The organism is Pseudonocardia sp. DR1-2 (assembly GCF_023717215.1).
Taxonomy (GTDB): domain Bacteria; phylum Actinomycetota; class Actinomycetes; order Mycobacteriales; family Pseudonocardiaceae; genus Pseudonocardia; species Pseudonocardia alni.
Genome location: NZ_JAMQOF010000008.1, coordinates 199,031 through 224,657 on the forward strand (window position 1 = coordinate 199,031; position 25,627 = coordinate 224,657).

Consider the following 25,627-nt stretch of genomic DNA (forward strand, 5'->3'; position numbering starts at 1 on the left):
CCTGCCCTCAGCGAGCGAGCACCGCCGCGGCCAGCGCGCCGGGGTGCGACAGCATCGGGTGGTGCCCGCCGGGGACCATCTCGGGCACGACGCCGCGCAGCCGCCGGGCGAGCATCGTCCGGACGAACGCGGCCGGGAACAGCTTGTCCTCGCGGCACAGCAGGTACCGGGTCGGCACGTCCGGCCAGGCCGCACGCGGCCACGGCTGGGTCCACGGCGTCGCGGACTGGTCGCGCTCGTGACGCAGTGCCTCGTTCGCCACCGACTCCTCGACGTCGTGGTAGAAGAGCCCGACGACGTCGTCGGGGTCGCGCCCGTCGCGGGCGTCCTGCTCGGCGAGCGCCACCCCGGCGCCGGTCGCGTCGCCCCACTGCGCCGCGGACTCGCCCGGCAGCGGCACCATCGCCGTCACCAGGACGAGCCCACGCACCGCGATCCGGTCGCACACCAGCGGTGCGCTGAACCCGCCGAAGGAGTGCGCGACGACCACGAGGTCGTCGGCACCGCCGACCGCGGCCACGATGGCGTCGGCGTAGGTCTCCAGCCCGGCGGTGTCGTCGTCGCAGGGCAGCTCGACCGGCACCGCGCGGTGGCCGCGCCGGGTCAGCTCCCGTTCCAGCGGACCCCAGTACCAGGTGTCGGTCCCCGCCCCGGGGACGAGTGCGAAGGTCGTCATGCCGGTGACGACCGCCCACCGGGGGCGTTCTCATCGCCTACCGTCGGGGGCGGAACCGAGGAGGCCCGATGACCGACCCGACCCACCTGCCCGCCGTCCCCGACCCGGAACCGGCCGTGCCCGACCCTGCCGTCCCCGACCCGGTCGAGCCCGTCACCGACTACACCGACCACGGCGTCCCCACGTTCTCCTACGTGCGCGACCGCATCGAGGGCCGCGCCGCCACCGCGGCGGCCGCCGAGGAGCTCGCGGGCGGCGACGCGCGCGCCGCGGAGGCGGAGGACGCGTTCGCCGAGCGCGAGCGCAAGGCCGCCGACCGGCTCGCCGAGATCCGCCGGTCGATGGAGCGCTGAGCGACCCGTCGCACCCCCGGGGCGGTCCCCGCACCCCGTGCGGCGGGTGCGGCGCCCGCCGCCGGGGTGCGCGGGCACGCTCAGCTCCCGGAGCGCCGGAAGATCTTGTCCCCCAGCCACACCAGCGGGTCGTACTTGCGGTCCACCGCGCGCTCCTTGAGCGGGATGAGCGCGTTGTCGGTGATCTTGATGTGCTCGGGGCACACCTCGGTGCAGCACTTGGTGATGTTGCAGAACCCCAGCCCGTGCTCCTCCTGGGCCTCGACGGCGCGGTTGCCGTGCGCGTCGAGCGGGTGCATGTCCAGCTCGGCCATCCGCATCAGGTAGCGCGGCCCGGCGAACGCCTCCTTGTTCTCCTCGTGGTCGCGGACCACGTGGCAGGTGTTCTGGCACAGGTAGCACTCGATGCACTTGCGGAACTCCTGGCTCCGCTCGACGTCGACCTGCGCCATCCGGTACTCGCCCGGAGCCACGCCCTCGGGCGGGGTGAAGCTGGGGATCTCGCGGGCCTTGGTGTAGTTGAACGACACGTCGGTCACGAGGTCGCGGATCACCGGGAAGCTGCGCAGCGGCGTGACGGTGACGACCTCCGCGTCGTCGAAGGTGTTCATCCGCGTCATGCACATCAGCCGCGGCCGGCCGTTGATCTCCGCCGAGCACGAGCCGCACTTGCCCGCCTTGCAGTTCCACCGCACGGCCAGGTCGCCGGCCTCGGTGGCCTGCAGCCGGTGGATGACGTCGAGGACGACCTCGCCCTCGTTCACCTCCACCGGGTAGTCGACCAGCTCGCCCTTGGTGTCGTCGCCGCGCCAGACGCGGAAGTGGTGCAGGTGACTGCTCACTGGTTCCCCTCCGCGGAGTCGGCGCGGTGACCGCCCAGCTCGTCTCCGGTGTAGTACTTCTTCAGCTCGTCCATCTCGAACAGGTCGAACAGGTCCGACCGCATCGGGAGCTGCTCCTGACGGGTCAGCTCGACGTCGTCCTCGCCGATCGCCCGGCACACCAGCAGCAGGTGCCGCCAGTCCGAGTCCATGACCGGGAAGTCGTCGCGGGTGTGCCCGCCCCGGGACTCCTGGCGCTCCAGCGCGGCCTTGCCGGTGCACAGCGCGACCAGCAGCATGTTCCGCAGGTCCAGGGCCAGGTGCCAGCCGGGGTTGAACCGGCGGTGCCCCTCGACCGAGACGGTGCGGGTCCGGGTCGCGATGTCCTCGAGCTTCTTGAGGGCGAGCTCCATCTCGTCGCCCTTGCGGATGATCCCGACGAGCTCGTGCATCGTCTTCTGCAGTTCCTGCTGCACCACGAACGGGTTCTCCCCGCCCTCGGTCGCGCTGGAGAACGGCAGCATCGCCCGCTCCAGCGCGGCGGCGACGTCGGACTCGGCCACGGCGGGCCGGCCGGCGTCGGCGTGCTGCGCGGCGTGCAGCCCGGCGCGACGGCCGAACACCAGCAGGTCCGACAGCGAGTTGCCGCCGAGCCGGTTGGAGCCGTGCATGCCGCCCGCGACCTCGCCCGCGGCGAACAGCCCCGGCACCTTCGACATCGCGGTGTCCGGCTCGACCTCCACCCCGCCCATCACGTAGTGGCAGGTCGGGCCGACCTCCATCGGCTCCTTGGTGATGTCGACGTCGGCCAGCTCCTTGAACTGGTGGTGCATCGACGGCAGCCGCTTGAGGATCTCCTCGGGCTTGAGCCGGGTGGACACGTCGAGGAACACCCCACCGTGCTCGGTGCCCCGGCCGGCCTTCACCTCGGAGTTGATCGCCCGGGCCACCTCGTCGCGGGGCAGCAGCTCCGGCGGGCGCCGGTTGTTGTCCGGGTCGGTGTACCAGCGGTCGCCCTCCTCCTCGGAGGTCGCGTACTGCTCCTTGAACACGTCCGGCACGTACTCGAACATGAACCGCTTGCCGTCGGTGTTGCGCAGCACGCCGCCGTCGCCGCGGACCGACTCGGTGACCAGCAGGCCCCGCACCGAGGGCGGCCACACCATGCCCGTCGGGTGGAACTGCAGGAACTCCATGTTGATCAGCGTCGCGCCGGCGCGCAGGGCCAGCGCGTGACCGTCGCCGGTGTACTCCCAGGAGTTCGACGTGACCGAGTAGCTCTTCCCGACCCCGCCGGTGGCGAGCACGATCGCCGGGGCGTCGAAACGCACGAACCGGCCGTCGCCGCGGAAGTAGCCGAAGCAGCCCGAGATCGCGCCGTCGGTGGTGAACAGCTCGGTGATCGTGCACTCGTGGAAGACCCGGATGCGGGACTCGGCATCGCCGGTCTCGGCGAGGTCCTCCTGCTGCAGCGAGACGACCTTCTGCTGCAGGGTGCGGATCAGCTCCAGGCCGGTCCGGTCGCCGACGTGCGCCAGCCGCGGGTAGGTGTGCCCGCCGAAGTTGCGCTGGCTGATCTTGCCGTCCGTGGTGCGGTCGAACAGCGCACCGTAGGTCTCCAGCTCCCAGACCCGGTCCGGGGCCTCCTTGGCGTGCAGCTCGGCCATCCGCCAGTTGTTGAGGAACTTCCCGCCGCGCATGGTGTCGCGGTAGTGGACCTGCCAGTTGTCGTTCGGGTTGGCGTTGCCCATCGACGCCGCACAGCCGCCCTCGGCCATCACGGTGTGCGCCTTGCCGAACAGCGACTTGGAGATGATCGCCGTCCGCTTGCCCTGCAGCCGCGCCTCGATCGCCGCCCGCAGGCCGGCACCGCCGGCCCCGATGACGACGACGTCGTAGTCGTGCCGCTCGATCTGTTCGTCCATCTCGGTGCTCACCCCACGATCCGCAGGTCGCTGATCCAGCCGGCGGAGACGGCCATGACGTAGAAGTCGGTGACGGCGAGGCTCACCAGCGTCGCCCACGCGAACTGGTTGTGCCGCGTGTTCAGCTTCGAGACCTGGGTCCAGAGCTTGTAGCGGACCGGGTGCTTCGAGAAGTGGTTGAGCCGCCCGCCGACGGCGCTGCGGCACGAGTGGCACGAGAGCGTGTAGCCGAACAGCAGCACCACGTTCACGACCAGGATGATGTTGCCCAGCCCCAGGCCGAACCCGCCGCCGGGCTTGGCGAAGGCCAGCACCGCGTCGTAGGCGTTGATCAGCGTGATGATCCCGGCGATGTAGAAGAAGTAGCGGTGCGCGTTCTGCAGGATCAGCGGGAAGCGCGTCTCACCGGTGTAGCGGCGGTGCGGCTCGGCCACCGCGCAGGCCGGCGGGGAGAGCCAGAACGCCCGGTAGTAGGCCTTGCGGTAGTAGTAGCAGGTCAGCCGGAACAGCAGCAGGAACGGCAGGGAGACCGCCGCGTAGGGCAGCCACCAGACGTCGGGCAGGAACCGGCCGAAGTGCGACGCCTCCTCGACGCAGCCCGTCGAGACGCACGGCGAGTAGAACGGCGTCAGATAGCCGTACTCGGGGACGAAGTAGTAGTTCTGCATGAACGCCCGCACGGTCGCGTAGGCGACCCAGGCGACGAACGCCACGAAGGTGGCCAGCGGGGGAAGCCACCATCGGTCCGTGCGCAGCGTGCGCGCGGCGATGGTGGCCCGGCCGGTGGACGCGTCAGTGGTGGATGACACGTACGGGAGCTCCTGTCGTCTCGACGACGCCGAAGAGACCTGACACGACGTCGTGTCCTCGTGAACACCCGCCGCACACACGGTGCGGTGGTCGCCAGAGAGTACGACCCAGATCACATGTGATCTACGTCGGGACGGTGATTGGGCGTCGCATCGAGACGTGGCTCACACGTCACGGGCCGTCGAGACCCGATTCGCGCAGCGTGACGTTCAGCCGCCCGGACCGCAGGCCGGTACCGGGCGGTCCGGGGTCGTCGAGCAGCCGGGGCACCCCGTGGAACGCCAGCCGGCTCGCCCCGCCGAACACGACGAGGTCACCGGAGTACAGCTCGACGTCGGTCCACGGCCGCCCGCGGTGCCCGGCGGAGCCGAGCCGGAACAGGCACGCCCGCCCGACCGACAGCGACACCACCGGGGCGGGCGAGCGTTCCTCGCGGTCCTGGTGCAGGCCCATGCGGGCGTCGCCGTCGTAGAAGTTGACCACCGCGACGTCCGGCCGGTACGCCTGCGCGTCCGGGTGGCCGGTCGCGGCCAGCGCGGCCCGGCCGAGGTCGGCCAGCCACGACGGGACCGGTGGGACGGCACCGCCGTCCTGGTCGTCGCGGGTGCGCGAGTAGCGGTAGGGCAGCCAGTGCCATCCCAGGCAGACGCTGCGGACCGACATCACGCCACCGCCGGGGAACGTCACCGTGCGCAGACCGGGGCCGTCGCGGACCCACTCCCGGCAGGCGTCGGCCAGCCTGCGCTGCCCGGGGAGGTCGAGCCAGTCCGGGACGTGCACCGCGCCGGGCCCGAGCGCACGCCGCTCCCGTCCGAACAGTCCGTCCACGACCCCTCCCCCACGACGCACGACGGCCCGGGCACCCCGCGGAAGGGGTGGCCGGGCCGTCGCGACGGTGTGTCCTACTTCTTCCGGCCGCCCACCGTGGCCGCGAGGTAGTCGCGGTTCAGCTGGGAGATCACGTCGAGCGGGATCTCCTTCGGGCAGGCGGTGGCGCAGGCACCGGTGTTGGTGCAGCCGCCGAACCCGGCGGCCTCGTGCTCCTCCACCATGCTGACGACGCGCTCGTAGCGCTCCGGCTGGCCCTGCGGCAGCTCACCCAGGTGGGTCAGCTTGGCGCCCAGGAACAGCGACGCCGACCCGTTCGGGCAGGCCGCGACGCAGGCACCGCAGCCGATGCAGTTCGCCGCGGCGAACGAGCGGTCCGCGGCGACCTTCGGCACGGCGTTGGAGTTGGCCTCCGGCGCCGACCCGGTGTTCACCGAGACGTAGCCGCCGGCCTGGATCATCTTGTCGAACGCGGCGCGGTCGACGACGAGGTCCTTGATGACCGGGAACGAGCCCGAGCGGAACGGCTCGATGACGATCGTGTCGCCGTCGGAGTAGTGCCGCATGTGCAGCTGGCAGGTGGTGGTCGCCCGCTGCGGGCCGTGCGGCCGGCCGTCGATGACCATGCTGCACGAGCCGCAGATGCCCTCGCGGCAGTCGTGGTCGAACGCGACCGGCTCGTCGCCGGAGAGGATCAGCTTCTCGTTGAGCACGTCGAGCATCTCGAGGAACGACATGTCCTCGTCGGCGTCGACGGTGTAGGTGACCAGGCGCCCCTTGTCGACCGCGTCGCGCTGGCGCCAGACCTTCAGGTTGAGCTTCATGTCCGTCGGTCCTCTTACTTGTAGCTGCGCTGGGTCGGGTGCACGTACTCGAACGTGAGCTCCTCCTTGTGCAGGACCGGAGCCTGCCCGCGGCCGGTGTACTCCCAGGCCGAGGTGAAGGAGAAGTTCTCGTCGTCGCGCTGCGCCTCGCCGTCCTCGGTCTGGCTCTCCCCGCGGAAGTGACCGCCGCAGGACTCGCGACGCACGAGCGCGTCGAGACACATGAGCTCGCCGAGCTCGAGGAAGTCGGCCACCCGGCCGGCCTTCTCCAGGCTCTGGTTGAGCTCCGCGCCGGTACCCGGCACCTTGACGTTGTTCCAGAACTCGCGACGGAGCTCGGGGATGCGGTCCAGCGCCTTGCGCAGACCCTCCTCGGTGCGCTCCATCCCGCAGTAGTCCCACATGATCTGGCCCAGCTCGCGGTGGAACGAGTCCACCGTGCGGGTGCCGTTGATCGACAGGAACTGGTCGATCCGGTCGGTGACCGACTGCACGGCCTCGACGACCTCGGGCGCGTCGTCCGGGACGGCGTCGAGCTCGTTCTTGGCCAGGTAGTCGCCGATCGTGACCGGGAGGACGAAGTAGCCGTCGGCCAGGCCCTGCATCAGCGCGGACGCACCGAGCCGGTTCGCGCCGTGGTCGGAGAAGTTGGCCTCGCCCGCCACGTAGAGACCCGGGACGGTCGACTGCAGGTCGTAGTCGACCCAGAGGCCACCCATCGTGTAGTGCACGGCGGGGAAGATCCGCATCGGGACCTCGTACGGGTTCTCACCCGTGATCCGCTCGTACATCTCGAACAGGTTGCCGTACTTGTTCTCGACGGCCTTGCGGCCGAGCCGCTGGATGGCGTCGTCGAAGTCCAGGTACACGCCCAGGCCCGACGGTCCGACGCCGCGCTTCTCGTCGCAGACCTCCTTGGCGGCCCGGGACGCGATGTCGCGGGGCACCAGGTTGCCGAACGCCGGGTACTTGCGCTCGAGGAAGTAGTCGCGCTCCTCGTGCGGAATCTCGTTCGGCCCGCGGTCGTCGCCGAGCTTCTTCGGGACCCAGACGCGGCCGTCGTTGCGCAGCGACTCCGACATCAGGGTCAGCTTCGACTGGTGGTCGCCGGAGACCGGGATGCAGGTCGGGTGGATCTGGGTGAAGCAGGGGTTCGCGAACAGCGCGCCCTTGCGGTGCGCCCGCCAGGAGGCGGTCACGTTGCAGCCCTTGGCGTTCGTCGACAGGTAGAAGACGTTGCCGTAGCCGCCGGAGGCGAGCACGACCGCGTCGGCGGTGTGCACCTCGATCTCGCCGGAGACCATGTCGCGCGCGACGATGCCGCGGGCGCGCCCCTCGACGACGATCAGCTCCAGCATCTCGTGCCGGGCGTACATCTCGACGGTGCCGGCCTTCACCTGGCGCTCCAGCGCCTGGTAGGCGCCGATCAGCAGCTGCTGGCCGGTCTGGCCGCGGGCGTAGAAGGTGCGGGAGACCTGCACGCCGCCGAACGAGCGGTTGTCGAGCAGACCGGCGTAGTCGCGGGCGAACGGGACGCCCTGCGCGACGCACTGGTCGATGATCTGGCGGGAGATCTCGGCGAGCCGGTGGACGTTGGACTCCCGCGCACGGAAGTCGCCGCCCTTCACGGTGTCGTAGAACAGCCGGTAGACGCTGTCGCCGTCGTTGCGGTAGTTCTTCGCCGCGTTGATGCCGCCCTGCGCGGCGATCGAGTGCGCGCGCCGCGGGCTGTCCTGGTAGCAGAACGTCTTGACGTGGTAGCCGGCCTCGCCGAGCGTGGCGCTCGCGGAGCCGCCGGCCAGGCCGGAGCCCACGACGATGATCTTCTTCGAGCGCTTGTTCGCCGGGTTGACCAGCTTGACGCCGAAACGACGGCGCTCCCAGCGGGTCTCGATGGCGCCCGAGGGGACCGCCTTGTCGACGACCGGCTCACCGGTCGCGTAGTCGGCGTAGGCCACGTGGTGGGACGAGGCGTCAGTGCTGTCAGTCATGGGATCAGACCACTCCGAACGTGACGGCGAGGGGCACCGAGATGAAGCCGAGGGTCAGCACGGCGGCGAAGACCGTCGACACCACCTTGATGGTGCGCTCACGGCTGTTCGACGACCACCCGAGCGTCTGGATGCCCGAGAAGATGCCGTGCTGGACGTGGAAGCCCAGCGCGACCACCGCGAGGACGTAGAACAGGGTGACGTACCAGCGGGCGAGGGTGAAGTCGGCCGCGAGGTTGTCGGCCACCGCGAGGTGCACGCCGTTCGGGTTCAGCGTGCCCGCGGTGAGGTCGAGCAGGTGGTAGATCACGAACAGCGCGATGATCACGCCGCCCCAGCGCATGGTGCGGGCCGCGTAGCTGCCCTTGACCTGGTAGGAGCCACCCGCGTACTTGATCGGGCGGGCCCTGCGCGCACGCAGGGCGAGCATCGTCGCCGACCAGATGTGGGCGACCACCGCGACGACCAGCACCACGCGGACGATCCAGAGCATGCCCGAGTAGGGCAGCGCCGGCTCCAGGATGGTGCGCAGCCAGGCCGCGTAGTGATCGATCGCCTCGGGGCCGAAGAAGATCTTCAGGTTCCCGATCATGTGCAGCGTGACGTAGCCGAGCAGCACGACGCCGCTCACCGCCATCACGAACTTCAACAGCGCACTGGGCGTGCGCGGGCGCCGGGGTGCGGCGGGCTTGGCTCCGCCGCCGGCCCGGGACTTCTCGGACATCGTGACCACGTCCTCCAGTGGACATACCAACGGGTAAGGCAGTCCAATGCATGAAACGGTCTCCGCTCATAGCCGTAAGCTATGCACGTGACACTTCAGCAGCTCATGTACTTCGTCGCCGTGGCGAACGTGCGCAGCTTCACTCGGGCGGCCGACCAGGTGGGTGTCGCCCAGCCGACCCTGAGCCGCGCGCTGCGGGCGCTGGAGGACGAGCTGGGCTCCCCGCTGATCAACCGCGGGTCGGCCGTCACGCTGACCCCGGCCGGTGAGGCGGTGCTGCCACTGGCACGCAGGATGCTCGCCGATTCCGACATGGTCCGCACGACGGTGGCCGAGATGGTCGGCCTGCGCAGCGGCCGGGTACGGGTCGGGGCGACGCCGTCGCTGTGCATCGGCGTGCTGTCCGACGTGCTGCGGGTCTTCCACGCCCGGCACCCCGAGATCGCCGTCGAGCTCGCCGAGGACGGCTCGCAGCCGCTGGAGGCGGCGCTGGTGCAGGGGGAGCTGGACGTCGCGCTGGTGATCGTGCCCCCCGACGGTGTGGACCCGACCCTGCACACCGCTCCCCTGCTGCGCGAACGGCTCTCGGTCGCCTCGCCGCGGGCGCGCAGGCCGCTGACCCCGCGCGGGTCGATGACGGTGTCCGAGCTCGCCCGGCACGACCTGGTGATGGTGCGCCGGGGCTACGACCTGCGGGAGGTGACCCTGCGGGCCTACGCCGTCGCCGGGGTCACGCCGCGGATCGCCGTCGAGGGCGGTCAGATGGACGCGGTGCTGCGCATGGTCGAGGCCGGCACCGGGGTGGCGGTGGTGCCGGACCTGACGTTCATCGGGCGGCCGCGGCTGCGGCGCACGGTGCTCAACCCGGCGATCCACCGCACGGTGGCGCTGGCGCGACGGGCCGACATCGCCCCCACCCCGGCCGTCATCGCCTTCGCGGACACGCTGCTGGAGCACATGTCCGACACCTCGGCGTCGCTGCGGGAGGGCACGACCGACGTCCAGGTGCTGCACCGGCACCGGACCGGCCGGGAGCTGCTCGGCTGAGGGCCGGGGTCAGTCGGGCACCGGGAACAGCGGGGCGTGACCCCCGGGGCTCTCCGGCGGCGGGTGCGGGTCGAGCACCCGCAGGTGCTCGCACGTGCCGGTCACCTGCAGGACCCGGCGGACCTGGCGCGCCGCGCCGCAGTACAGCTCCAGCACGACCCCGGCCGCGGCGGCGTCGCGGTGGCAGTCCAGCAGCGCCGCGATCCCGGCCGAGCCGAGGAAGCCGACCGCGGACAGGTCCAGCACGATCCGCGGGGCCGCGGCGAACCAGGCGCCCACCTGCTCGGCCAGGAACGGCGCGGTCGCGACGTCGACGTCGCCGACGGCGTGCAGCGCCACCGGCCCCGACGGGTGCGGCACCGCCTCCAGGGCCAGGCCGCCGCCCTCCGCGGTCGCGGCGGACAGGCCGGGCACTCCTCCCGGGCCCTCCGTCGGATCGGTCATCACCGGCCGCCTCCCGCGGGGCGCCGCGCCACCGCCGGGGCCAGAGTGCCAGTACCGCACGCTGATCGCCCGATGGCGGCGGTGTCGACGCCCCGTCGACGCGCGGGACGCCGCCGGTCTTCCTACGCTCGGCGGGTGGCCCATCACGATCTCGCAATCGTCGGCACCGGATCCGGGAACATGATCGTCGACGACCGCTTCGACGGTCTCGACGTCGCCCACGTCGAGGCGACCCGGTTCGGCGGGACCTGCCTGAACGTCGGCTGCATCCCGACCAAGATGCTCGCCTACACCGCCGAGGTCGCCGAGACCGTGCGGGCGGCGTCGTCCTACGGCGTGGACGCCCGGATCGACCGGATCCGCTGGAGCGACATCCGCGACCGGGTCTTCGCCCGGCTCGACCCGATCGGCGACGAGGGCCGCGACCACCGCCGTGCCCACGGCACCGTCTACGACGGCACGGCCCGCTTCACCGGGCCGCGCGCGATGACGGTGGATCTGGCCGACGGCGGCACCGCGGAGTTCACCGCGGACCGGATCGTGCTCGCCGTCGGGGGACGGCCGGTCGTCCCGCCACCGGTCGCGGACTCGGGCGTCCCGTTCCACACCTCGGACACGATCATGCGGATCGACGAGCTGCCCGAGCACCTGGCGATCATCGGCGGCGGCTACATCGCGGCCGAGTTCGCGCACGTGTTCGGCGGGCTGGGCTGCGAGGTCACGATCGTCGAGAGCGCCGACACCCTGCTCGGAGGGATGGACGAGACCGTCGTGAAGCGGTTCACCGACGCCGCCCGCGAGCGCTTCACCGTCCACACCGGCCGGACGGTGGAGAAGGTCACCGGCGGCGAGGGCGACGTGCGGCTGCACCTCGACGACGGCACCGAGGTCCGGGCCGACCGGCTGCTCGTCGCGGCCGGGCGCCGTCCGAACTCCGACCGGCTCGACCCGGACCACGCCGGGGTCGACACCGACGACGCCGGCCGCGTCGTCGTCGACGCCTACGGCCGCACCACCGCCGACGGGGTGTGGGCGCTGGGTGACGTCTCGACCCCGCACCCGCTCAAGCACGTCGCGAACCACGAGGCCGAGGTCGTCGGGCACAACCTCGCCCACCCCGACGACCTGCGCGAGGTCGACCACGGGTTCGTGCCGGCCGCGGTGTTCACCACCCCGCAGATCGGCTCCGTGGGGCGCACCGAGCAGCAGTGCCGCGAGGAGGGCCTGGAGTTCCGGGTCGGGTTCCACGAGTACGCCGACGTCGCCTTCGGCTGGGCGCTGGAGGAGCAGCGCGGGTTCTGCAAGGTCCTCGTCGCCCCCGACGGCACGCTGCTGGGGGCGCACCTGCTCGGCCCGCAGGCGTCGACGATGGTCCAGCAGCTGGTGCAGGCGATGGCGCTGGGCGTGACCGCGCAGCGGCTCGCCGACGTCCAGTACTGGATCCACCCCGCCCTGACCGAGGTGCTGGAGAACGCGCTGCGCGACGCCGTCGAGGAGGACTAGGCGCGCCGCTCGGTCAGCTCGGTGACCACGGCCAGCCCGACCACCACGGCGAGCACGACCAGGCCGATCACGATCGCGGGCAGCGCGTGCCCGGCGACGAGCGCGACCGCCGCGGCCACGACCAGCACGGCCGCGGCGACGTAGCGCGACCGCCCGACCGTCCCGGTGCGGCCCTGCAGGTAGAGCTTGTTGCCCACGAGGTAGAGCAGCGGACCGCCGACCGAGGTCAGCACCAGGGCCGGGGTGTTCTCCGGGTGTGTGAGGTGCAGGTCGATCGCGACCGCGAACAGCACCGCGCCGGCCACCATCAGGCCGTGTGCGTAGGCGAACGCGGCCCGCGCCGCGCGGGTCGACCCGTCGCCGGAGGCCGCCCGGGTGCCGTGTCCGGCGAGCGCGAAGTAGGACCACCACAGCGCGACCAGTCCGGCGAACCCGAGCAGGGTGATCACCACCGCGTAGGGAGGGGGTCACGACCTCCATCTCCGACAGCGTGAAACCCATGATCAGGATCGACTCGCCGAGCGCGATGATGAACACCAGCCGGTTGCGCTCGGCGAGGTGCTCCACGTCGGTCGGCCACTCCTCCATCGGGGTGCGGCCGAGCCCCGGCACCCGGAACTCGAACCGCGGGCCCGCCATGTCGACGGCGACGGCGACGGCCCAGACCACGAGCCGCGCCACCGGCGGGAGGAACGCGCCGAGGACCATCAGCACCGACGCGGCCGTGCTCCACACCAGCAGGTTGCGGTAGTTGCGGGCCATGACGTGCCCGCGCACGGTCACGACGAGGAACAGCGGGCGGCCGATCTGGGCGGCGGCGAAGCACAGCGCGAACAGCAGGCCCGAGTCGCCGAACGCGCCCGGCAGCGCCAGGGCCATCCCGAGTGCCGCGAGCATCAGCCCGGCGTTGAGCATCCGGACCGACGGCCGGGCCGGGTCCAGGTAGTTCATCGCCCAGGCCGAGTAGTTCCACAGCCACCAGACCGCGGCGAACAGGACCGCCGTCTCCAGCGCCCCGACCGGAGTCAGGTGGTACAGCAGCGTGTGCGAGACCTGGACGATCGCGAACACGTAGACGAGGTCGAAGAACAGCTCGATCGGGGCGACCTCGGAGTCGCCCGCCCGGCGCAGCACCCGTGGCCGGGTGTCCGGTGTGGTGTCCGGTGTGGTCATCGGTGGGTCCTTCCCCGTGTCGGCGCAGCCGAAGGGTAGTGCGGCGCGCAACGATGGCCGGTGTGAACCTCGGTCTGCGCGCGATGCGCCCCCGCGACCCGGACGAGCCCCACCGGGCGGCCAGTCCGCTGGAGCTGTTCTTCGACCTGGTGTTCGTGGTGGCGGTGTCGCTGTCGTCGGCCGCGCTGCACCACTCCGAGTCCGGCGGGCACATCGGTGCCGGGGTCGGGTCGTACCTGCTGGTGTTCTTCGGCATCTGGTGGGCCTGGATGAACTTCACCTGGTTCGCCTCGGCCTTCGACGTCGACGACTGGCTCTACCGCGTCACCACCCTGGTGCAGATGGCGGGGGCGCTGGTGCTGGCCGCGGGGACCCCGTCGGCGATGGCCGGCGAGGGCTACGGCGTGCTCGTCGCGGGCTACGTGGTGATGCGCCTGGCGATGGTCACGCAGTGGCTGCGGGCGGCCCGCTCGCACCCGGAGCTGCGGGTCACGGCGCTGCGCTACGCGGGCGGCATCGTCGTCGTCCAGCTGCTGTGGATCGCCTGGGTGCTGGTCGATCCGCACCCGGTGGGGTTCGTCGTGCTGGCGCTGGCCGAGCTGGCGGTCCCGGTGGTCGCCGAGCGGGCGCGGACGACGCCGTGGCACCCGCACCACATCGCCGAGCGCTACAGCCTGTTCACCCTGATCCTGCTGGGCGAGTCGGTCCTCGCGTCGACGACGGCCGTGGTCGACGCGCTGTCCTCTGCCGAGCACCTCGGCCCGCTGCTGCTGCTCTCGGCGTGCGGGCTCGTGCTGGCCGCGGGCATGTGGTGGGTCTACTTCGCCCGCGACCAGCACGAGCACCTGCGGGCCATGCCGCGGGCGCTGGTGCACGGCTACGGCCACTACCTCGTCTTCGCCGCGGCCGGGGCGTTCTCGGCGGGCATCGAGGTGGCCGTCGACGTCGACACCACCGCGACCGGGCTGTCCGCCGCCGCGGCCGGGGCGACGCTGACCGTGCCGGTCGCGCTGTTCGTCCTCGGGGTGTGGGCGCTCGCGCTGCGCCCCACGCTCACCGCCGGGCGCAGCGCCGCCGTCGTCGTGCTGGCGGGGCTGCTGGGGCTGTCGGCGTTCGCGCCGTTCACCCCGGTCGTCGCCGCGGTGGTGATGGTGGCGGTGGTCGTGACCGTCGAGACAGCACCCGCCCGGAACACCGTCGCCGCGTGACGGGTTCGGAGGTGACATGGGCCGGGTGTGGATCGACAAGCAGACCCCCGAGGTGTTCCGGGCGATGACCGACGTCGTCGCGGTCGTGCGCGAGCGCGCCGCCGCGGCCGGGGTGGACCGGGACCTGCTGGAGCTGGTGAACCTGCGGGTCTCACAGATCAACGGCTGCGAGACCTGCCTGGACACGCACTGGCGGTCGGGGCTCGCGGCCGGGCTGACCCCGCAGCAGATGGCGCTGCTCCCGGCCTGGCGCGACAGCGCCCTCTACGGCGACCGCGAGCGCGCCGCACTCGGTCTCGCCGAGGCCGTCACCCGGACCGCCGGGACCCACCTCGACGACGACGCCTACGCCGCCGTCCGCGGTGACCTCACCGACGACGAGGTGTCGGTGCTGGTCTGGGCGGCGATCACGATCAACGCGTTCAACCGGGTCTCGATCCTGTCGGCGCACCCCGTCCCCGAGCGCGACACCGACGGCCGCGTGGTGCGCCGCCGGGCGTCCTGAGAGGCTGAGCACATGTCCGGCGACACCGACGACACCGTGGTCACCCACGACACGGGCCACCACCGCTACGAGATCCTGCTCGACGGCACCGTGGTCGGCCGGGCCGAGTACGTCGACGACCACGAGCAGCGGATCTTCCACCACACCGAGGTCGACCCGGAGCTGTCCGGGCGCGGGCTCGCGAGCACCCTGGTCCGCTTCGCGCTGGACGACACCCGCGCCGCCGGGAAGCGGATCGTGCCGGTCTGCCCGTACGTGCGGCGCTGGGTGTCGACCCACCAGGGCTACGCCGACATCCTCGACCTGGTGACGCCCGACGCCGTCGCCACCGTCCGGCGGAGGGCGCGGTGAGCAACGTCGAGACCGTGCCGGAGGAGGTCGTCTGCGGGGGCGACACCGCCGCCGCGGAGCTGGTGACCCCGCGCGACGTGCCGTTGGGCGGGCCGCGTGCGATGACGGTGCGCCGCACGCTGCCCCGTCGCACCCGGTCGCTGATCGGGGCGTGGTGCTTCCTGGACCACTACGGCCCGGACCGGGTCGCCGACACCGGCGGGATGGCCGTGCCGGGGCATCCGCACACCGGGCTGGCGACGGTGTCGTGGCTGTTCACCGGGGAGGTCGAGCACCGCGACACCACCGGCGCGCACGCGGTCGTGCGCCCGGGCGAGCTGAACCTGATGACCGCGGGGTCCGGCATCGCACACTCGGAGTTCTCCACACCCGGTACCGAGGTGCTGCACGGGGTGCAGCTGTGGCTGGCGCTGCCCGCCGCGCACCGGGACACCGCACCCCGCTTCGAGCACTACGCGCCGCCCCGGGTGCGGGCCGGGGACGCCGCGCTGCGGGTGTTCCTCGGGTCGCTGGCCGGGTCGTCGTCGCCGGTGGAGACGTTCACCCCGCTGCTGGGCGCCGAGGTCGTGCTGCCCGCCGGGGCGGCGGTGACGCTCGACGTCGACGCCGGGTTCGAGCACGGCGTGCTGGTCGACACCGGCGCGGCGCGGGTGTGCGGGACGGCGGCCGCGTCGGCCGAGCTCGTGTACCTCCCGCCGGGCCGTACGACCCTGGACCTGCACGCCGGCGACGACGGCGCGCGCCTGGTGCTGCTCGGCGGGGAGCCGTTGGGCGAGCAGATCGTGATGTGGTGGAACTTCGTCGGTTCCACCCACGACGAGATCGCGGCCTTCCGGGAGCAGTGGCAGGACGAGCGTGCCGCCGGGGGGCGGGACGGCGGGCGCTTCGGGGTGTTCCCGGACGTCTGGGAGTCGACGTTGCCGGCGCCGGAGCTGCCGAACGCGCGGTTGACCCCTCGGGGGTAGCCCCGGATCAGCCCAGGTCGGCGCGCACCACCGGCACGACCCGGCGCAGCTGCTCGAGGAGCAGGTCGGCGTCCCGGCCGTCGCGGGTGACGACGAGGTCGACCCTGCCGATCTCGCCGGACATGTCGACCCGCAGCGAGCGGACCCTCCAGCGGCGCGACCGCAGCGTGGTGAGGACCTTGTACAGGCCGTCGTCGGCGTCGGTCAGCAGCAGCGAGACGACGTGACCGTGCTCGGCGGGATCGCTTCCGGGACGGGTGCGCTCGGCGGTGGGGGCGTTCATCGGATCTCCGGTGTTCGAGGGCGAACGTCAGGATCCGGCCAGGTCCGGCGGGCACGACGTGCCACGCGCCGGCTCCCTGGCTTCAGCCGGCGCGCCGGGTAATGATCCGACCGCGCACGAGCCGAGGGTAACAGCCGTCACCACCCCCGGGCCGAACCGTGGCGGCCGCGACGCGGATGCTGACCCCGTGCGGTACGTGGCGATCGGGGACAGCTTCACCGAGGGCGTGGGCGACGAGGACGCGGCGGGCATCCCCCGCGGCTGGGCCGACCGGGTCGCCGCCGGGCTGGCCGGCGCCTCCGGCGAACCGGTGCACTACGCGAACCTGGCCGTACGGGGCCGGCTGCTGGCCGACGTCGTCGGGCCACAGCTGGACGCCGCGCTGGCGCTGGACCCCGCACCGACGCTGATCACGCTCAACGGTGGCGGGAACGACATGCTGCGGCCCCGCACCGACGTCGCCGGGCTCGCCGCGCTGACCGCCCGCGCCGTCGACCGCTGCGCGGCGGCGGGGGTCCGGCTGGTGCTCCTCAGCGGCGCCGACCCGTCGGACCGGCTCCCGCTGGGACGGGTCGTCCACCGCCGCGGCGCCGAGCTGTCGGCGACGGTGCGCACGCTCGCCGCCGCACACGGGCTCACCTTCGTCGACGTGTTCGGCGACGCCGAGATCCGCAGGCCGGGCTACTGGTCGGACGACCGCCTGCACCTGGGCACGCCCGGGCACCTGCGCGCCGCCGGGCTGGTGCTGGAGGCACTCGGGGTGCGCGGCGCGACGCCCGCGACGACCGTCGCCGCGACCTCGCCGACCGGGCCGGCCGCGGGACTCGCCTACTACCGCGCCCACGTCCTGCCCTGGGTCGGACGACGCCTCCGAGGACGGTCCTCCGGGGACGGCCGTCCGGCGAAGGCCCCGGCCTGGACGGTCGTCCCGGCACGCTGAGCTGCGCCGATCTGTGACTGCGCCATCACGGAAGCCGCTGAAAGTGATCACCCCGATGGATCACCGTCCGCCATACCGTTGCGACTGGCAACGATTTCGGTGGAAGGAGCAGACCATGACAGGGATCAGCAGGCGACGGGCCCTGGGCGCGGGTGTCGCGGGGATGGCGGGACTGGCCGCGACGGGCGGGACCGCCGGGGCGGGTGCTCCGACGCCGCCGCGGACCGGGCAGCCCGGCCACCTGTTCCACCTCGCGGCGACCGAGCCCAACAACTTCGACGGCGGATGGCTGCGCGGGGCGAACGAGCAGAACTTCCCGGTGCTCGCCGGCCAGCAGGGGTCGGTGTACCTGGCCCACCTCGACCCCGGCGGGATCCGGGAGCCGCACTGGCACCCGACCGCGTGGGAGCTGAACTACATCGTCTCCGGCACCGCGAAGTGGACCATCCTCGGCACCCACCCCGACGGCGAGTACCACAACGACGTCTTCACCGCGGAACGCGGTGATCTCGTGTTCGCGCCGACGGGCCTGTTCCACTACTTCGAGAACGCGTCGACGACCGAGCCGCTCGACGTGCTCATCGTCTTCAACACCTCGACCGCCGAGCCGGACGACGACATCGGCATCGTCGGCAGCCTCAACGCGATCCCCCGGGACGTGCTGGCCGCGTCGTTCGGGGTGCCCGAGTCGGCGTTCGCGCAGGTGCCCCAGCGGATCGAGCCGGTGGTGATCACCCGCCGCCGCTGAGCACCGGGCGGGCTCAGACACGACCCATCAGAGGTCGGCGAGCGCGGACAGCGGCGACTCGACGGCGTCGGCGACGAAGCGGAGGAAGCCGCCCGCGGTGCCGCCGTCGCAGACCCGGTGGTCGAACACCAGTGACAGCTGGGTGATCGACCGCGGGACGACCGCGCCGTCGACGACCCACGGCCGCGGCAACACCCGTCCGACGCCCATCATCGCGACCTCGGGATGGTTGATGATCGCGGCGCTGCCGTCGACGCCGAGCACCCCGTAGTTGTTCAGGGTGAACGAGCCGCGGGTCAGCTCCGCGGCGGTGACCGAGCCGTCCCGGGCGGCTGCGGTGAGCCGGCGGATCTCGGTGTCGAGGCCGCGCATCCCGAGGCGATGGGCGTCGGCCACCGACGGGACGACCAGGCCACGGTCGGTCTGCGCGGCGATACCGAGGTGCACCCCGTCGAGGTGCACGATCTCCCCCGCCTGCGTGTCGACCCGGGCGTTGAGCTCGGGGAACCGCGCGAGACCGGCGACGACGAACCGGGCCAGGATCGCGAGCAGCCCGACCGGGCGGCCGTCGGCGCCGGTGAGCTGCGGGCGCAGGGCGAGCAGGTCGGTGGCGTCGACGTCGACCCAGGTCGTGGCCTCGGGGATCTCGGCGCGGCTGCGGGTCAGGGTCTCGGCGACGGCGCGGCGGACCCCGCGCAGCGGCACGATCCCCCGCACCGCGAGCCCGGTGCGGGGGTCGCGGCCCGGTGCGGTGCCGGTCGTCGGAGCGGACGGTGCAGCAGCAGGCGGCTCGGCGGCGGGCGGCGCGGCGGCGCTCTCCGCCGCGCGGGCGGCGGCGAGCGCCACGTCGTGGCGCAGCACCATGCCGCCGGGGCCGGTCCCCTCGACGGTCGCGAGGTCGATGCCGTGGTCGCGGGCGAGCCGCCGCACCACCGGGGACTGCACCGGCCGGCGCTCCCCCGGCGCGCGCTCGGCAACGGACGCCGCCACGACCGCGGGCGCGGCAGCCTGCTCGGGCTCGGGCGGAGCCGCGGGCGCGGGCGCCTGCTCGGGCTCGGGCGGAGCCGCGGGCGTGGCGGCACGCATCGCGGCCCGGCGGCGCCGGCGGGCCCCCTCGTGCCCGCCGGACGTGCCGTACCCGATCAGGACGTTGCCCGACCCGGCTTCCTCGGCGTCCCCGACCGACACCAGCGGCTCCCCGACCCGCAGGGTCTCGCCCTCCGCGCCGTGCCGGGTCAGCACCGTGCCCGCGTACGGCGACGGCACCTCGACCACGGCCTTCGCCGTCTCCACCTCGGCCACGGGCTGGTCGACGCCGACGGTGTCCCCGTCGGCCACGAGCCAGCGGACCAGCTCGGCCTCGGTCAGTCCCTCCCCCAGGTCGGGCAGGGTGAACACCTGGGCACTCACGCCGCGTCCTCCCAGCCGAGCGAGTCGACGGCGTCGAGCACCCGGTCCACCCCGGGCAGGTGGTGCTGCTCCAGCTTCGGCGGCGGGTAGGGCACGTCGAACCCGGTGACCCGGCGCACCGGCGCCTCGAGGTGGTGGAAGCACCGCTCGGAGACCCGGGCGGCGATCTCGGAGGCGACCGAGGCGAAACCCGGGGCCTCCGCGACGACGACCGCCCGCCCGGTCCGGCGGACCTGCGCGCAGACGGTCTCGTCGTCGAACGGGACGATCGACCGCAGGTCGACCACGCCCAGGTCACGGCCCTCGCGGGCGGCCTCCTCGGCGGCGGCGAGCGCGACCGGCACCGTCGGGCCGTAGGCGATGAGCGTCGCGTCGACCCCGGGGCGGCGGACGACGGCCCGCCCGATCGGCGGCACCGGGACGGTCGTGTCCACCTCCTCCTTGGTGAAGTAGTGCCGCTTCGGCTCCAGGAAGACCACCGGGTCCGGGTACGCGATCGCCGCGCGGAGCAGGCCGTGGGCGTCGGCGTTCGTGGCCGGGGCGAGCACGGTCAGCCCGGCGGTGTGGGCGTAGTACGCCTCGGAGGAGTCGCAGTGGTGCTCGACGCCGCCGATCCCGCCGGCGTAGGGCACCCGGATGACCATCGGCAGCCGCATCCGGCCCGAGGTGCGGTTGCCGAACTTCGCGACGTGGCTCGCGATCTGCTCGAACGCCGGATACGCGAACGCGTCGAACTGCATCTCGACGACGGGCCGCAGCCCGTTCATCGCCATCCCCACCGCCGTGCCGACGATGCCGGACTCGGCGAGCGGGGTGTCGAAGCAGCGGTGCTCGCCGAACTCGGCGGCGATCCCGTCGGTGACCCGGAAGACCCCGCCGAGCGGACCGACGTCCTCCCCGAACACGACGACGGTCGGGTCGGCGGCCATCGCCTCGCGCAGCGCCGTGGTGATCGACTGCGCCATGGTGAGCTTCACGGGTCCGGTGTTCACGGCGTGACCTCCAGCTCGGCGCGCAGCCGGTCGCGCTGCTCGCGCAGCTGCGGGGTGGGGTGGGCGTAGACGTGTGCGAACAGGTCCTCGGGGTCCACCGGGGACTCGGCCGCGATGCCGGTGCGCAGGTCGGCGGCCATCCGCTCGGCGTCGTCGGTGAGAGCGCGCTCGGCGTCGTCGTCGAGCAGGTCGTCGGCGCGCAGCCGGGCGCGCAGACGCAGCAGCGGGTCGCGGCCGGCCCAGGAGGCGACCTCGCTCTCGTCGCGGTAGCGGCCGGCGTCGTCGGCGTTGGTGTGGGCCTCCATGCGGTAGGTGTCGGCCTCGACCAGGGTTGGGCCGCCCCCGTCGCGGGCGCGGCGCAGCGCCTCGTCGAGCACGGTGAGCAGGGCGGGCAGGTCGTTGCCGTCGACGCACACCCCGGGCATGCCGTAGCCGAGCGCCTTGTCCGCGAGCCGGGCCGCGGCACTCTGCCGGTGCAGCGGCACCGAGATCGCGTACTTGTTGTTCTGCACCAGGAACACGACCGGGGCGCGGAACACCGCGGCGAAGTTCAGCGCCTCGTGGAAGTCGCCCTCGCTGGTGGCGCCGTCGCCGCAGAGCGCCAGGACGGCGTCGGGCTCGCCCTTGAGCCGCGCCGCGTGGGCGACGCCGACCGCGTGCAGCAGCTGCGTCGCGAGCGGGGTCGCCTGCGGGGCGACGCGGTGGGTGGCGACGTCGTACCCGCAGTGCCGGTCCCCGCGCAGCATCGTGAGCACCTCGACCGGGTCGACGCCGCGGGCGACGATCGCGGCGGTGTCCCGGTAGGTCGGGAAGAGCCAGTCGCCGTCGGCCAGCACCATCGCCGCGGCCACCTGGCAGGCCTCCTGGCCACGCGAGGACGGGTACACGGCCAGGCGTCCCTGCCGGACCAGTGCACCGGCCTGCTCGTTGAGCCGCCGGGCGTGCACCAGGCCGCGGTAGCCGGCGAGCAGCCGGTCCGGCGGCGGGAGCTGCGCGCCGGGCACGGTGGTGCCGTCCGGTTCCAGCAGACGGACGGTCTCGCGCCGGTCGTCCACGATGACTCCCCTCCGTGCGGACACAGTGCCTCGAGAATGGCGCATGATCCGTACGATCGACTGCGAACAGTGAGATGACGAGACGAACGGCCCGCAGCGCGGCACCGCTCCGGACGAGTGGTCCGGGTCACCGGTGCCCGGCGGGGCGCGGCGAGACGAACGGAGGGGCCGGTGCTCGACGACATCGACCGGCGGATGGTCGCGGAGCTGCAGCGCGACGGCAGGCTGACCGGGCGCGCGCTGGCCGAGCGCCTGACGATCTCGCGGGCGAACGCCTACGCCCGCCTCGCCCGGCTCGTCGACGATCGCGTGGTCACCGGGTTCACCGCACTCGTCGACCCGGACAAGGTGGGGCTGCACACCTCGGCGTACGTGACGCTGACGGTGCGCCAGAACAGCTGGCGCGAGCTGCGCGAACAGCTGCGCGCGATCCCCGAGGTCCGGCACATGGCACTGGTCGGCGGGGACTTCGACGTGCTGCTGCTGGTGCGCACCACCGGCAACGACGCGCTGCGCAGCGTCGTGCTCGAACGCCTGCAGGCGCTGCCGGCGGTCGTGTCGACGCGGACGATCCTGATCTTCGAGGACGAGTCCCGCTGACGGGTCAGGCCTTCGGCTCCCGGTGGTCCTTGAGCCGCTGCAGCTTGCCGACCGAGCGCTCCAGGGTGTCGGGGTCGACGACGTCGCAGGTCACGGAGATGCCGACGGTCTCCTTCACCGCGCGCACGAGCTCCGCGGCGGCCGGGGCGCGACGGTCGGCGGGTGTATCGCCGCGGGCCTCCACGCGCACGGTCATCGCGTCGAGCCTGCCCTGGGTCGTCAGCTCTAGCTGGAAGTGCGGCGCGAGCCCGGGCGTGCGGAGCACGATCTCCTCGATCTGGGTCGGGAACACGTTCACCCCGCGCAGGATGATCATGTCGTCGGACCGGCCGGTGATCTTGGCCATCCGCCGCATCTGCGGCCGCGCGGTGCCCGGGAGCAGCGTCGTGAGGTCGCGGGTGCGGTAACGGATGATCGGCAGTCCCTCCTTGGTGAGACTGGTGAACAGCAGCTCGCCCTCGGAGCCGTCGGGCAGCGGGGTGCCGTCGAGCGGGTCGACGACCTCGGGCAGGAAGTGGTCCTCCCAGATGTGCAGGCCGTCCTTGGTCTCCACGCACTCCTGCGAGACACCGGGTCCCATGACCTCGGACAGCCCGTAGATGTCGACGGCGTGGATGCCGGCCCGCTCCTCGATCTCGGCGCGCATCTGCTCGGTCCACGGCTCGGCACCGAAGATCCCGACCTGCAGGCTCGTCGACCGGGGGTCGACACCCTGGCGCTCGAACTCGTCGAGCAGGGTGAGCATGTAGCTCGGGGTCAGCATGATGACCTCGGGTGAGAAGTCGCCGATGAGCTGCACCTGGCGCGGCGTCATCCCGCCGGAGACGGGGATGACGGTCGCGCCCAGCTTCTCCGCGCCGTAGTGCGCGCCGAGCCCCCCGGTGAACAGGCCGTACCCGTAGGCGACGTGCACACGGTGCCCGGGCCGGCCGCCCGCCGCGCGGATCGACCGGGCGACGAGCCCGGCCCACCGGTCGAGGTCGCCCGCGGTGTAGCCGACGACGGTCGGGCGGCCCGTGGTGCCCGACGACGCGTGGATGCGCGCGATCCGCTCGCGCGGCACCGCGAACATGCCGAACGGGTAGTTCTCCCGCAGGTCGGCCTTGGTCGTCGTCGGAAACCGCGCGATGTCGGCGAGCTCGCGGCAGTCGTCGGGGTGGACGCCGTGGGCGTCGAACCTCGCACGGTAGTGCGGCACGTTGTCGTAGGCGTGCCGCAGCGACCACTGCAGACGCTCCAGCTGCAGCGCGCGCAGCTCGTCGACCGACATCCGCTCGGCGGGGTCCAGCAGCTCGGCCGGGGGCGCGTCGCCCGGGCGCTTCGTGGCGGTCGTCATCACGCGTCCTTCTTCGCGACGAGGGTGAGCACGTCGTAGCGGGCGACGGACTCGCCGTCCTGCCGCGTGACGTCGGCGTCCCAGCGGACCTCGCCGTAGCCGGCGGACTCGCGCGGGGTGAGCTGCTTGCAGGTCAGGGTCACGGTGAGCTCGTCGTCGAAGCGGACCGGGGTGAGGAACCGCAGCCCGTCGACGCCGAAGTTCGCGAGCACCGGGCCCGGGTCCGGGTCGACGAACAGGCCCGCGGCCAGCGAGACGACCAGGTAGCCGTGCGCGACGCGCTGCCCGAACAGCGGGTTCGCCGCGGCGGCGGCCTCGTCCATGTGCGCGTAGAACGTGTCGCCGGTGAACTCGGCGAAGTGCTCCACGTCCTCCCGGGTCACCCGGCGCGGGCCGGCGACCAGGCAGTCGCCGGGGCGCAGCTCCTCGAGATGCCTGCGGAACGGGTGCACGTCGGTGGTGTGGCGCTGCGCGCCGGTGACCCAGCGGCCGGTGATCGCGGCGAGCGAGTCGGGGTCGGCCTGGACCGCGGTGCGCTGCATGTGGTGGAACACCCCGCGCACGCCGCCCATCTCCTCGCCGCCGCCGGCCCGGCCCGGGCCGCCGTGGACGAGCTGCGGCAGCGGCGACCCGTGCCCGGTGGACTCGCCCGCGTCGCGGGCGTTGAGCACGTGCACGCGGCCGTGGAACGGCGCGACACCGAGCACGACCTCGCGGACGAACCCGGGGTCGGCGGAGACGACGGACCCGGCGAGCGAGCCCTGGCCACGGGCGGCGTAGTCGATCAGCTGCGCAGGAGTGTCGTAGGGCAGCACGGTCGACACCGGGCCGAACGCCTCGACCTCGTGCGGCTCGGCGCGGTCCGGGTCACCGACCAGCAGCAGCGGGGAGACGAACGCGCCACGATCGGCGTCGGCGCCGGTCACCTCGACGCGGTCGGGGTCGCCGAACACGATCCGGCCGGCGTCGCGCAGGGCCTTCACGCTGCGGCGGACCTCCTCGCGCTGGTCGAGGCTCGCGAGCGCCCCCATCCGGACGCCCTCGGCGCCGGGGGCGCCGACCACGACCGACGCGAGCCGTGCGGTGACGGCCTCGACGACGGCGTCGACGTGTGCGCGCGGCACGAACGCGCGCCGGATCGCGGTGCACTTCTGTCCGGCCTTGACCGTCATCTCGGTGGTCAGGGCCGTCACGAACAGGTCGAACTCCTCGGTACCGGGCGTCGCGTCCGGGCCGAGCGCAGCCAGGTTCAGCGAGTCGGCCTCGGCGGAGAACCGAACGGAGTTCCGGACGATCCCGGGGTGGCTGCGCAGGGTCTGCGCGGTCGACGCCGAGCCGGTGAAGCTCACCAGGTCCTGCCCGGTGAGGTGGTCGAAGCAGTCCCCCAGCGACCCGGCGACGAACTGGACCGCGCCGTCGGGGAGCAGACCCGAGTCCACGATCAGCTCGACCAGCCTCGCGGTCAGGAACGCGGTCGGCGACGCCGGCTTGATCAGCGTGGGGACACCGGCGAGGAACGCCGGGGCGAGCTTCTCCAGCGGCCCCCAGACCGGGAAGTTGAACGCGTTGACCTGCACCGCGACTCCGTGGCGCGGGGTCAGCACGTGCTGGCCCAGGAAGCTGCCGCCGCGGCCCAGCGGCTCGACCGCGCCCTCGACGAACACGGTGTCGTTGGGCAGCTCACGCTTGGCCTTCGAGGCGTAGGCGAGCAGGACCCCGATGCCGCCGTCGATGTCGAACTTCGAGTCGCCGAGGGTCGCGCCCGTGCGCGCGGAGACGGCGTAGAGCTCCTCACGGTGCTCGCGCAGGTGCCCGCCGAGTGCCTTCAGCAGCGCGGCGCGCTGGTGGAAGGTCAGCTCGCGCAGGGCCGGGCCACCGGTGCGGCGACCGTGGGCCAGGGCCGCGCCGAGGTCCAGACCCTCGGCGGAGACACGGGCGACCTCGTCGCCGGTCACCGCGTCGTACAACGGGCGGCCGTCCCCGGATCCGGTCTGCCAGGTACCGGAGAGGTGGCTGCGGAGCAGGGTCATCGGCGAGCCTCCGTCGCACTTCGTCGTCGAAGTCAGCATTGAACCGACCGTTCGTTCGGGAAAACGTAGCACCGGACCTCGCCGA

Annotated in this window: 26 protein-coding genes and 1 pseudogene; 10 read left to right on the forward strand and 17 right to left on the reverse strand. The window is 72.8% G+C overall.

Going from position 1 to position 25,627, the window contains the following annotated elements:
• Positions 1 to 7: 7 nt before the first annotated feature.
• Positions 8 to 676 carry an alpha/beta fold hydrolase gene (locus ND486_RS23430; RefSeq protein WP_251786622.1) on the reverse strand — a complete coding sequence of 223 codons (669 nt, stop codon included), beginning with the start codon at positions 674 to 676 and terminating at the stop codon, positions 8 to 10.
• A gap of 68 nt (positions 677 to 744) precedes the next feature.
• Between ND486_RS23430 and ND486_RS23435 the strand changes: the two genes are divergently transcribed.
• Positions 745 to 1,029: a hypothetical protein gene (locus ND486_RS23435; protein WP_251786623.1), complete on the forward strand. Its 285-nt coding sequence runs from the start codon at positions 745 to 747 to the stop codon at positions 1,027 to 1,029.
• Positions 1,030 to 1,109: 80 nt separating this feature from the next.
• Here ND486_RS23435 and ND486_RS23440 read toward each other — a convergent pair whose 3' ends face one another.
• The 7 genes from ND486_RS23440 to ND486_RS23470 all read right to left on the reverse strand — a co-directional run bounded on the left by ND486_RS23440 (position 1,110) and on the right by ND486_RS23470 (position 8,952).
• Entirely contained in the window at positions 1,110 to 1,871 is a 762-nt protein-coding gene (locus ND486_RS23440; protein WP_224401794.1) for a succinate dehydrogenase/fumarate reductase iron-sulfur subunit, read from the reverse strand.
• Complete coding sequence (locus ND486_RS23445) at positions 1,868 to 3,775, reverse strand: fumarate reductase/succinate dehydrogenase flavoprotein subunit (protein WP_224402406.1); 1,908 nt, start codon at positions 3,773 to 3,775, stop codon at positions 1,868 to 1,870. The genes ND486_RS23440 and ND486_RS23445 overlap by 4 nt, the downstream gene beginning before the upstream one ends.
• Positions 3,776 to 3,783: 8 nt before the next feature.
• The gene (locus ND486_RS23450; protein WP_251786624.1) at positions 3,784 to 4,584 is read right to left on the reverse strand and encodes a hypothetical protein; all 801 of its coding nucleotides are present in this window, start codon (positions 4,582 to 4,584) and stop codon (positions 3,784 to 3,786) included.
• Between the two features lie 172 nt (positions 4,585 to 4,756).
• Complete coding sequence (locus ND486_RS23455) at positions 4,757 to 5,413, reverse strand: alpha-ketoglutarate-dependent dioxygenase AlkB (protein WP_251786625.1); 657 nt, start codon at positions 5,411 to 5,413, stop codon at positions 4,757 to 4,759.
• A 74-nt stretch (positions 5,414 to 5,487) separates the two neighbouring features.
• Positions 5,488 to 6,237, reverse strand: coding sequence for a succinate dehydrogenase/fumarate reductase iron-sulfur subunit (locus tag ND486_RS23460; protein ID WP_208820962.1), 750 nt, complete (start codon positions 6,235 to 6,237; stop codon positions 5,488 to 5,490).
• 14 nt (positions 6,238 to 6,251) lie between these two features.
• Positions 6,252 to 8,228 (reverse strand): fumarate reductase/succinate dehydrogenase flavoprotein subunit, encoded by a 1,977-nt coding sequence (locus tag ND486_RS23465; RefSeq protein ID WP_251786626.1) that lies wholly within the window; start codon positions 8,226 to 8,228, stop codon positions 6,252 to 6,254.
• Positions 8,229 to 8,232: 4 nt separating this feature from the next.
• Complete coding sequence (locus tag ND486_RS23470; RefSeq protein ID WP_178372991.1) at positions 8,233 to 8,952, reverse strand: succinate dehydrogenase cytochrome b subunit; 720 nt, start codon at positions 8,950 to 8,952, stop codon at positions 8,233 to 8,235.
• A gap of 87 nt (positions 8,953 to 9,039) precedes the next feature.
• On the opposite strand from ND486_RS23470, the gene ND486_RS23475 reads away from it, so the two are divergent.
• Positions 9,040 to 9,999 (forward strand): LysR family transcriptional regulator, encoded by a 960-nt coding sequence (locus ND486_RS23475; RefSeq protein ID WP_251786627.1) that lies wholly within the window; start codon positions 9,040 to 9,042, stop codon positions 9,997 to 9,999.
• 9 nt (positions 10,000 to 10,008) lie between these two features.
• Here the strand turns inward: ND486_RS23475 and ND486_RS23480 are convergent, their stop codons facing one another.
• Complete coding sequence (locus ND486_RS23480; protein WP_251786628.1) at positions 10,009 to 10,443, reverse strand: STAS domain-containing protein; 435 nt, start codon at positions 10,441 to 10,443, stop codon at positions 10,009 to 10,011.
• Between the two features lie 135 nt (positions 10,444 to 10,578).
• Between ND486_RS23480 and ND486_RS23485 the strand changes: the two genes are divergently transcribed.
• Positions 10,579 to 11,946 (forward strand): mycothione reductase, encoded by a 1,368-nt coding sequence (locus ND486_RS23485; RefSeq protein ID WP_251786629.1) that lies wholly within the window; start codon positions 10,579 to 10,581, stop codon positions 11,944 to 11,946.
• On the opposite strand, the gene ND486_RS23490 is transcribed toward ND486_RS23485, so the two are convergent.
• Positions 11,943 to 12,395, reverse strand: a complete 453-nt coding sequence (locus ND486_RS23490; protein WP_251786630.1) for a low temperature requirement protein A — start codon at positions 12,393 to 12,395, stop codon at positions 11,943 to 11,945. The genes ND486_RS23485 and ND486_RS23490 overlap by 4 nt on opposite strands.
• A 79-nt stretch (positions 12,396 to 12,474) precedes the next feature.
• A pseudogene (locus ND486_RS30080) lies at positions 12,475 to 13,119 on the reverse strand (low temperature requirement protein A); the annotation flags it as partial.
• Between the two features lie 53 nt (positions 13,120 to 13,172).
• On the opposite strand from ND486_RS30080, the gene ND486_RS23495 reads away from it, so the two are divergent.
• From ND486_RS23495 to ND486_RS23510, 4 genes are read left to right on the forward strand one after another with little or no spacing between them, the layout of a single operon-like run.
• Complete coding sequence (locus ND486_RS23495; RefSeq protein ID WP_251786631.1) at positions 13,173 to 14,327, forward strand: low temperature requirement protein A; 1,155 nt, start codon at positions 13,173 to 13,175, stop codon at positions 14,325 to 14,327.
• 16 nt (positions 14,328 to 14,343) lie between these two features.
• On the forward strand, positions 14,344 to 14,832 hold the full coding sequence (locus tag ND486_RS23500) for a carboxymuconolactone decarboxylase family protein (RefSeq protein ID WP_251786632.1): 489 nt from the start codon (positions 14,344 to 14,346) through the stop codon (positions 14,830 to 14,832).
• 12 nt (positions 14,833 to 14,844) lie between these two features.
• Positions 14,845 to 15,183 (forward strand): GNAT family N-acetyltransferase, encoded by a 339-nt coding sequence (locus ND486_RS23505; protein ID WP_179762151.1) that lies wholly within the window; start codon positions 14,845 to 14,847, stop codon positions 15,181 to 15,183.
• The gene (locus ND486_RS23510; protein WP_251786633.1) at positions 15,180 to 16,148 is read left to right on the forward strand and encodes a pirin family protein; all 969 of its coding nucleotides are present in this window, start codon (positions 15,180 to 15,182) and stop codon (positions 16,146 to 16,148) included. Before ND486_RS23505 ends, ND486_RS23510 begins: the two co-directional genes overlap by 4 nt.
• Before the next feature lie 7 nt (positions 16,149 to 16,155).
• Here ND486_RS23510 and ND486_RS23515 read toward each other — a convergent pair whose 3' ends face one another.
• Complete coding sequence (locus ND486_RS23515; RefSeq protein ID WP_251786634.1) at positions 16,156 to 16,431, reverse strand: ACT domain-containing protein; 276 nt, start codon at positions 16,429 to 16,431, stop codon at positions 16,156 to 16,158.
• A 187-nt stretch (positions 16,432 to 16,618) separates the two neighbouring features.
• Here ND486_RS23515 and ND486_RS23520 point away from each other — a divergent pair, with 187 nt between their 5' ends.
• Together ND486_RS23520 and ND486_RS23525 are read left to right on the forward strand one after the other, a co-directional pair.
• On the forward strand, positions 16,619 to 17,371 hold the full coding sequence (locus ND486_RS23520; RefSeq protein WP_251786635.1) for an SGNH/GDSL hydrolase family protein: 753 nt from the start codon (positions 16,619 to 16,621) through the stop codon (positions 17,369 to 17,371).
• A 115-nt stretch (positions 17,372 to 17,486) separates the two neighbouring features.
• On the forward strand, positions 17,487 to 18,119 hold the full coding sequence (locus ND486_RS23525) for a cupin domain-containing protein (protein WP_251786636.1): 633 nt from the start codon (positions 17,487 to 17,489) through the stop codon (positions 18,117 to 18,119).
• Between the two features lie 27 nt (positions 18,120 to 18,146).
• Here the strand turns inward: ND486_RS23525 and ND486_RS23530 are convergent, their stop codons facing one another.
• Genes ND486_RS23530 through ND486_RS23540 form a run of 3 tightly spaced genes read right to left on the reverse strand, consistent with a single transcriptional unit; the run spans position 18,147 to position 21,576 of the window.
• The gene (locus ND486_RS23530) at positions 18,147 to 19,529 is read right to left on the reverse strand and encodes a dihydrolipoamide acetyltransferase family protein (protein ID WP_251786637.1); all 1,383 of its coding nucleotides are present in this window, start codon (positions 19,527 to 19,529) and stop codon (positions 18,147 to 18,149) included.
• Complete coding sequence (locus tag ND486_RS23535; protein ID WP_251786688.1) at positions 19,526 to 20,494, reverse strand: alpha-ketoacid dehydrogenase subunit beta; 969 nt, start codon at positions 20,492 to 20,494, stop codon at positions 19,526 to 19,528. Before ND486_RS23535 ends, ND486_RS23530 begins: the two co-directional genes overlap by 4 nt.
• Before the next feature lie 23 nt (positions 20,495 to 20,517).
• Positions 20,518 to 21,576, reverse strand: coding sequence for a thiamine pyrophosphate-dependent enzyme (locus tag ND486_RS23540; protein ID WP_374231680.1), 1,059 nt, complete (start codon positions 21,574 to 21,576; stop codon positions 20,518 to 20,520).
• Positions 21,577 to 21,771: 195 nt separating this feature from the next.
• Here ND486_RS23540 and ND486_RS23545 point away from each other — a divergent pair, with 195 nt between their 5' ends.
• Positions 21,772 to 22,176, forward strand: coding sequence for an Lrp/AsnC family transcriptional regulator (locus tag ND486_RS23545; RefSeq protein ID WP_246353855.1), 405 nt, complete (start codon positions 21,772 to 21,774; stop codon positions 22,174 to 22,176).
• 4 nt (positions 22,177 to 22,180) lie between these two features.
• Here ND486_RS23545 and paaK read toward each other — a convergent pair whose 3' ends face one another.
• Complete coding sequence (paaK, locus tag ND486_RS23550; RefSeq protein WP_251786638.1) at positions 22,181 to 23,512, reverse strand: phenylacetate--CoA ligase PaaK; 1,332 nt, start codon at positions 23,510 to 23,512, stop codon at positions 22,181 to 22,183.
• Entirely contained in the window at positions 23,512 to 25,542 is a 2,031-nt protein-coding gene (gene paaZ / locus ND486_RS23555) for a phenylacetic acid degradation bifunctional protein PaaZ (protein WP_251786639.1), read from the reverse strand. The genes paaK and paaZ overlap by 1 nt, the downstream gene beginning before the upstream one ends.
• Positions 25,543 to 25,627: the final 85 nt, after the last annotated feature.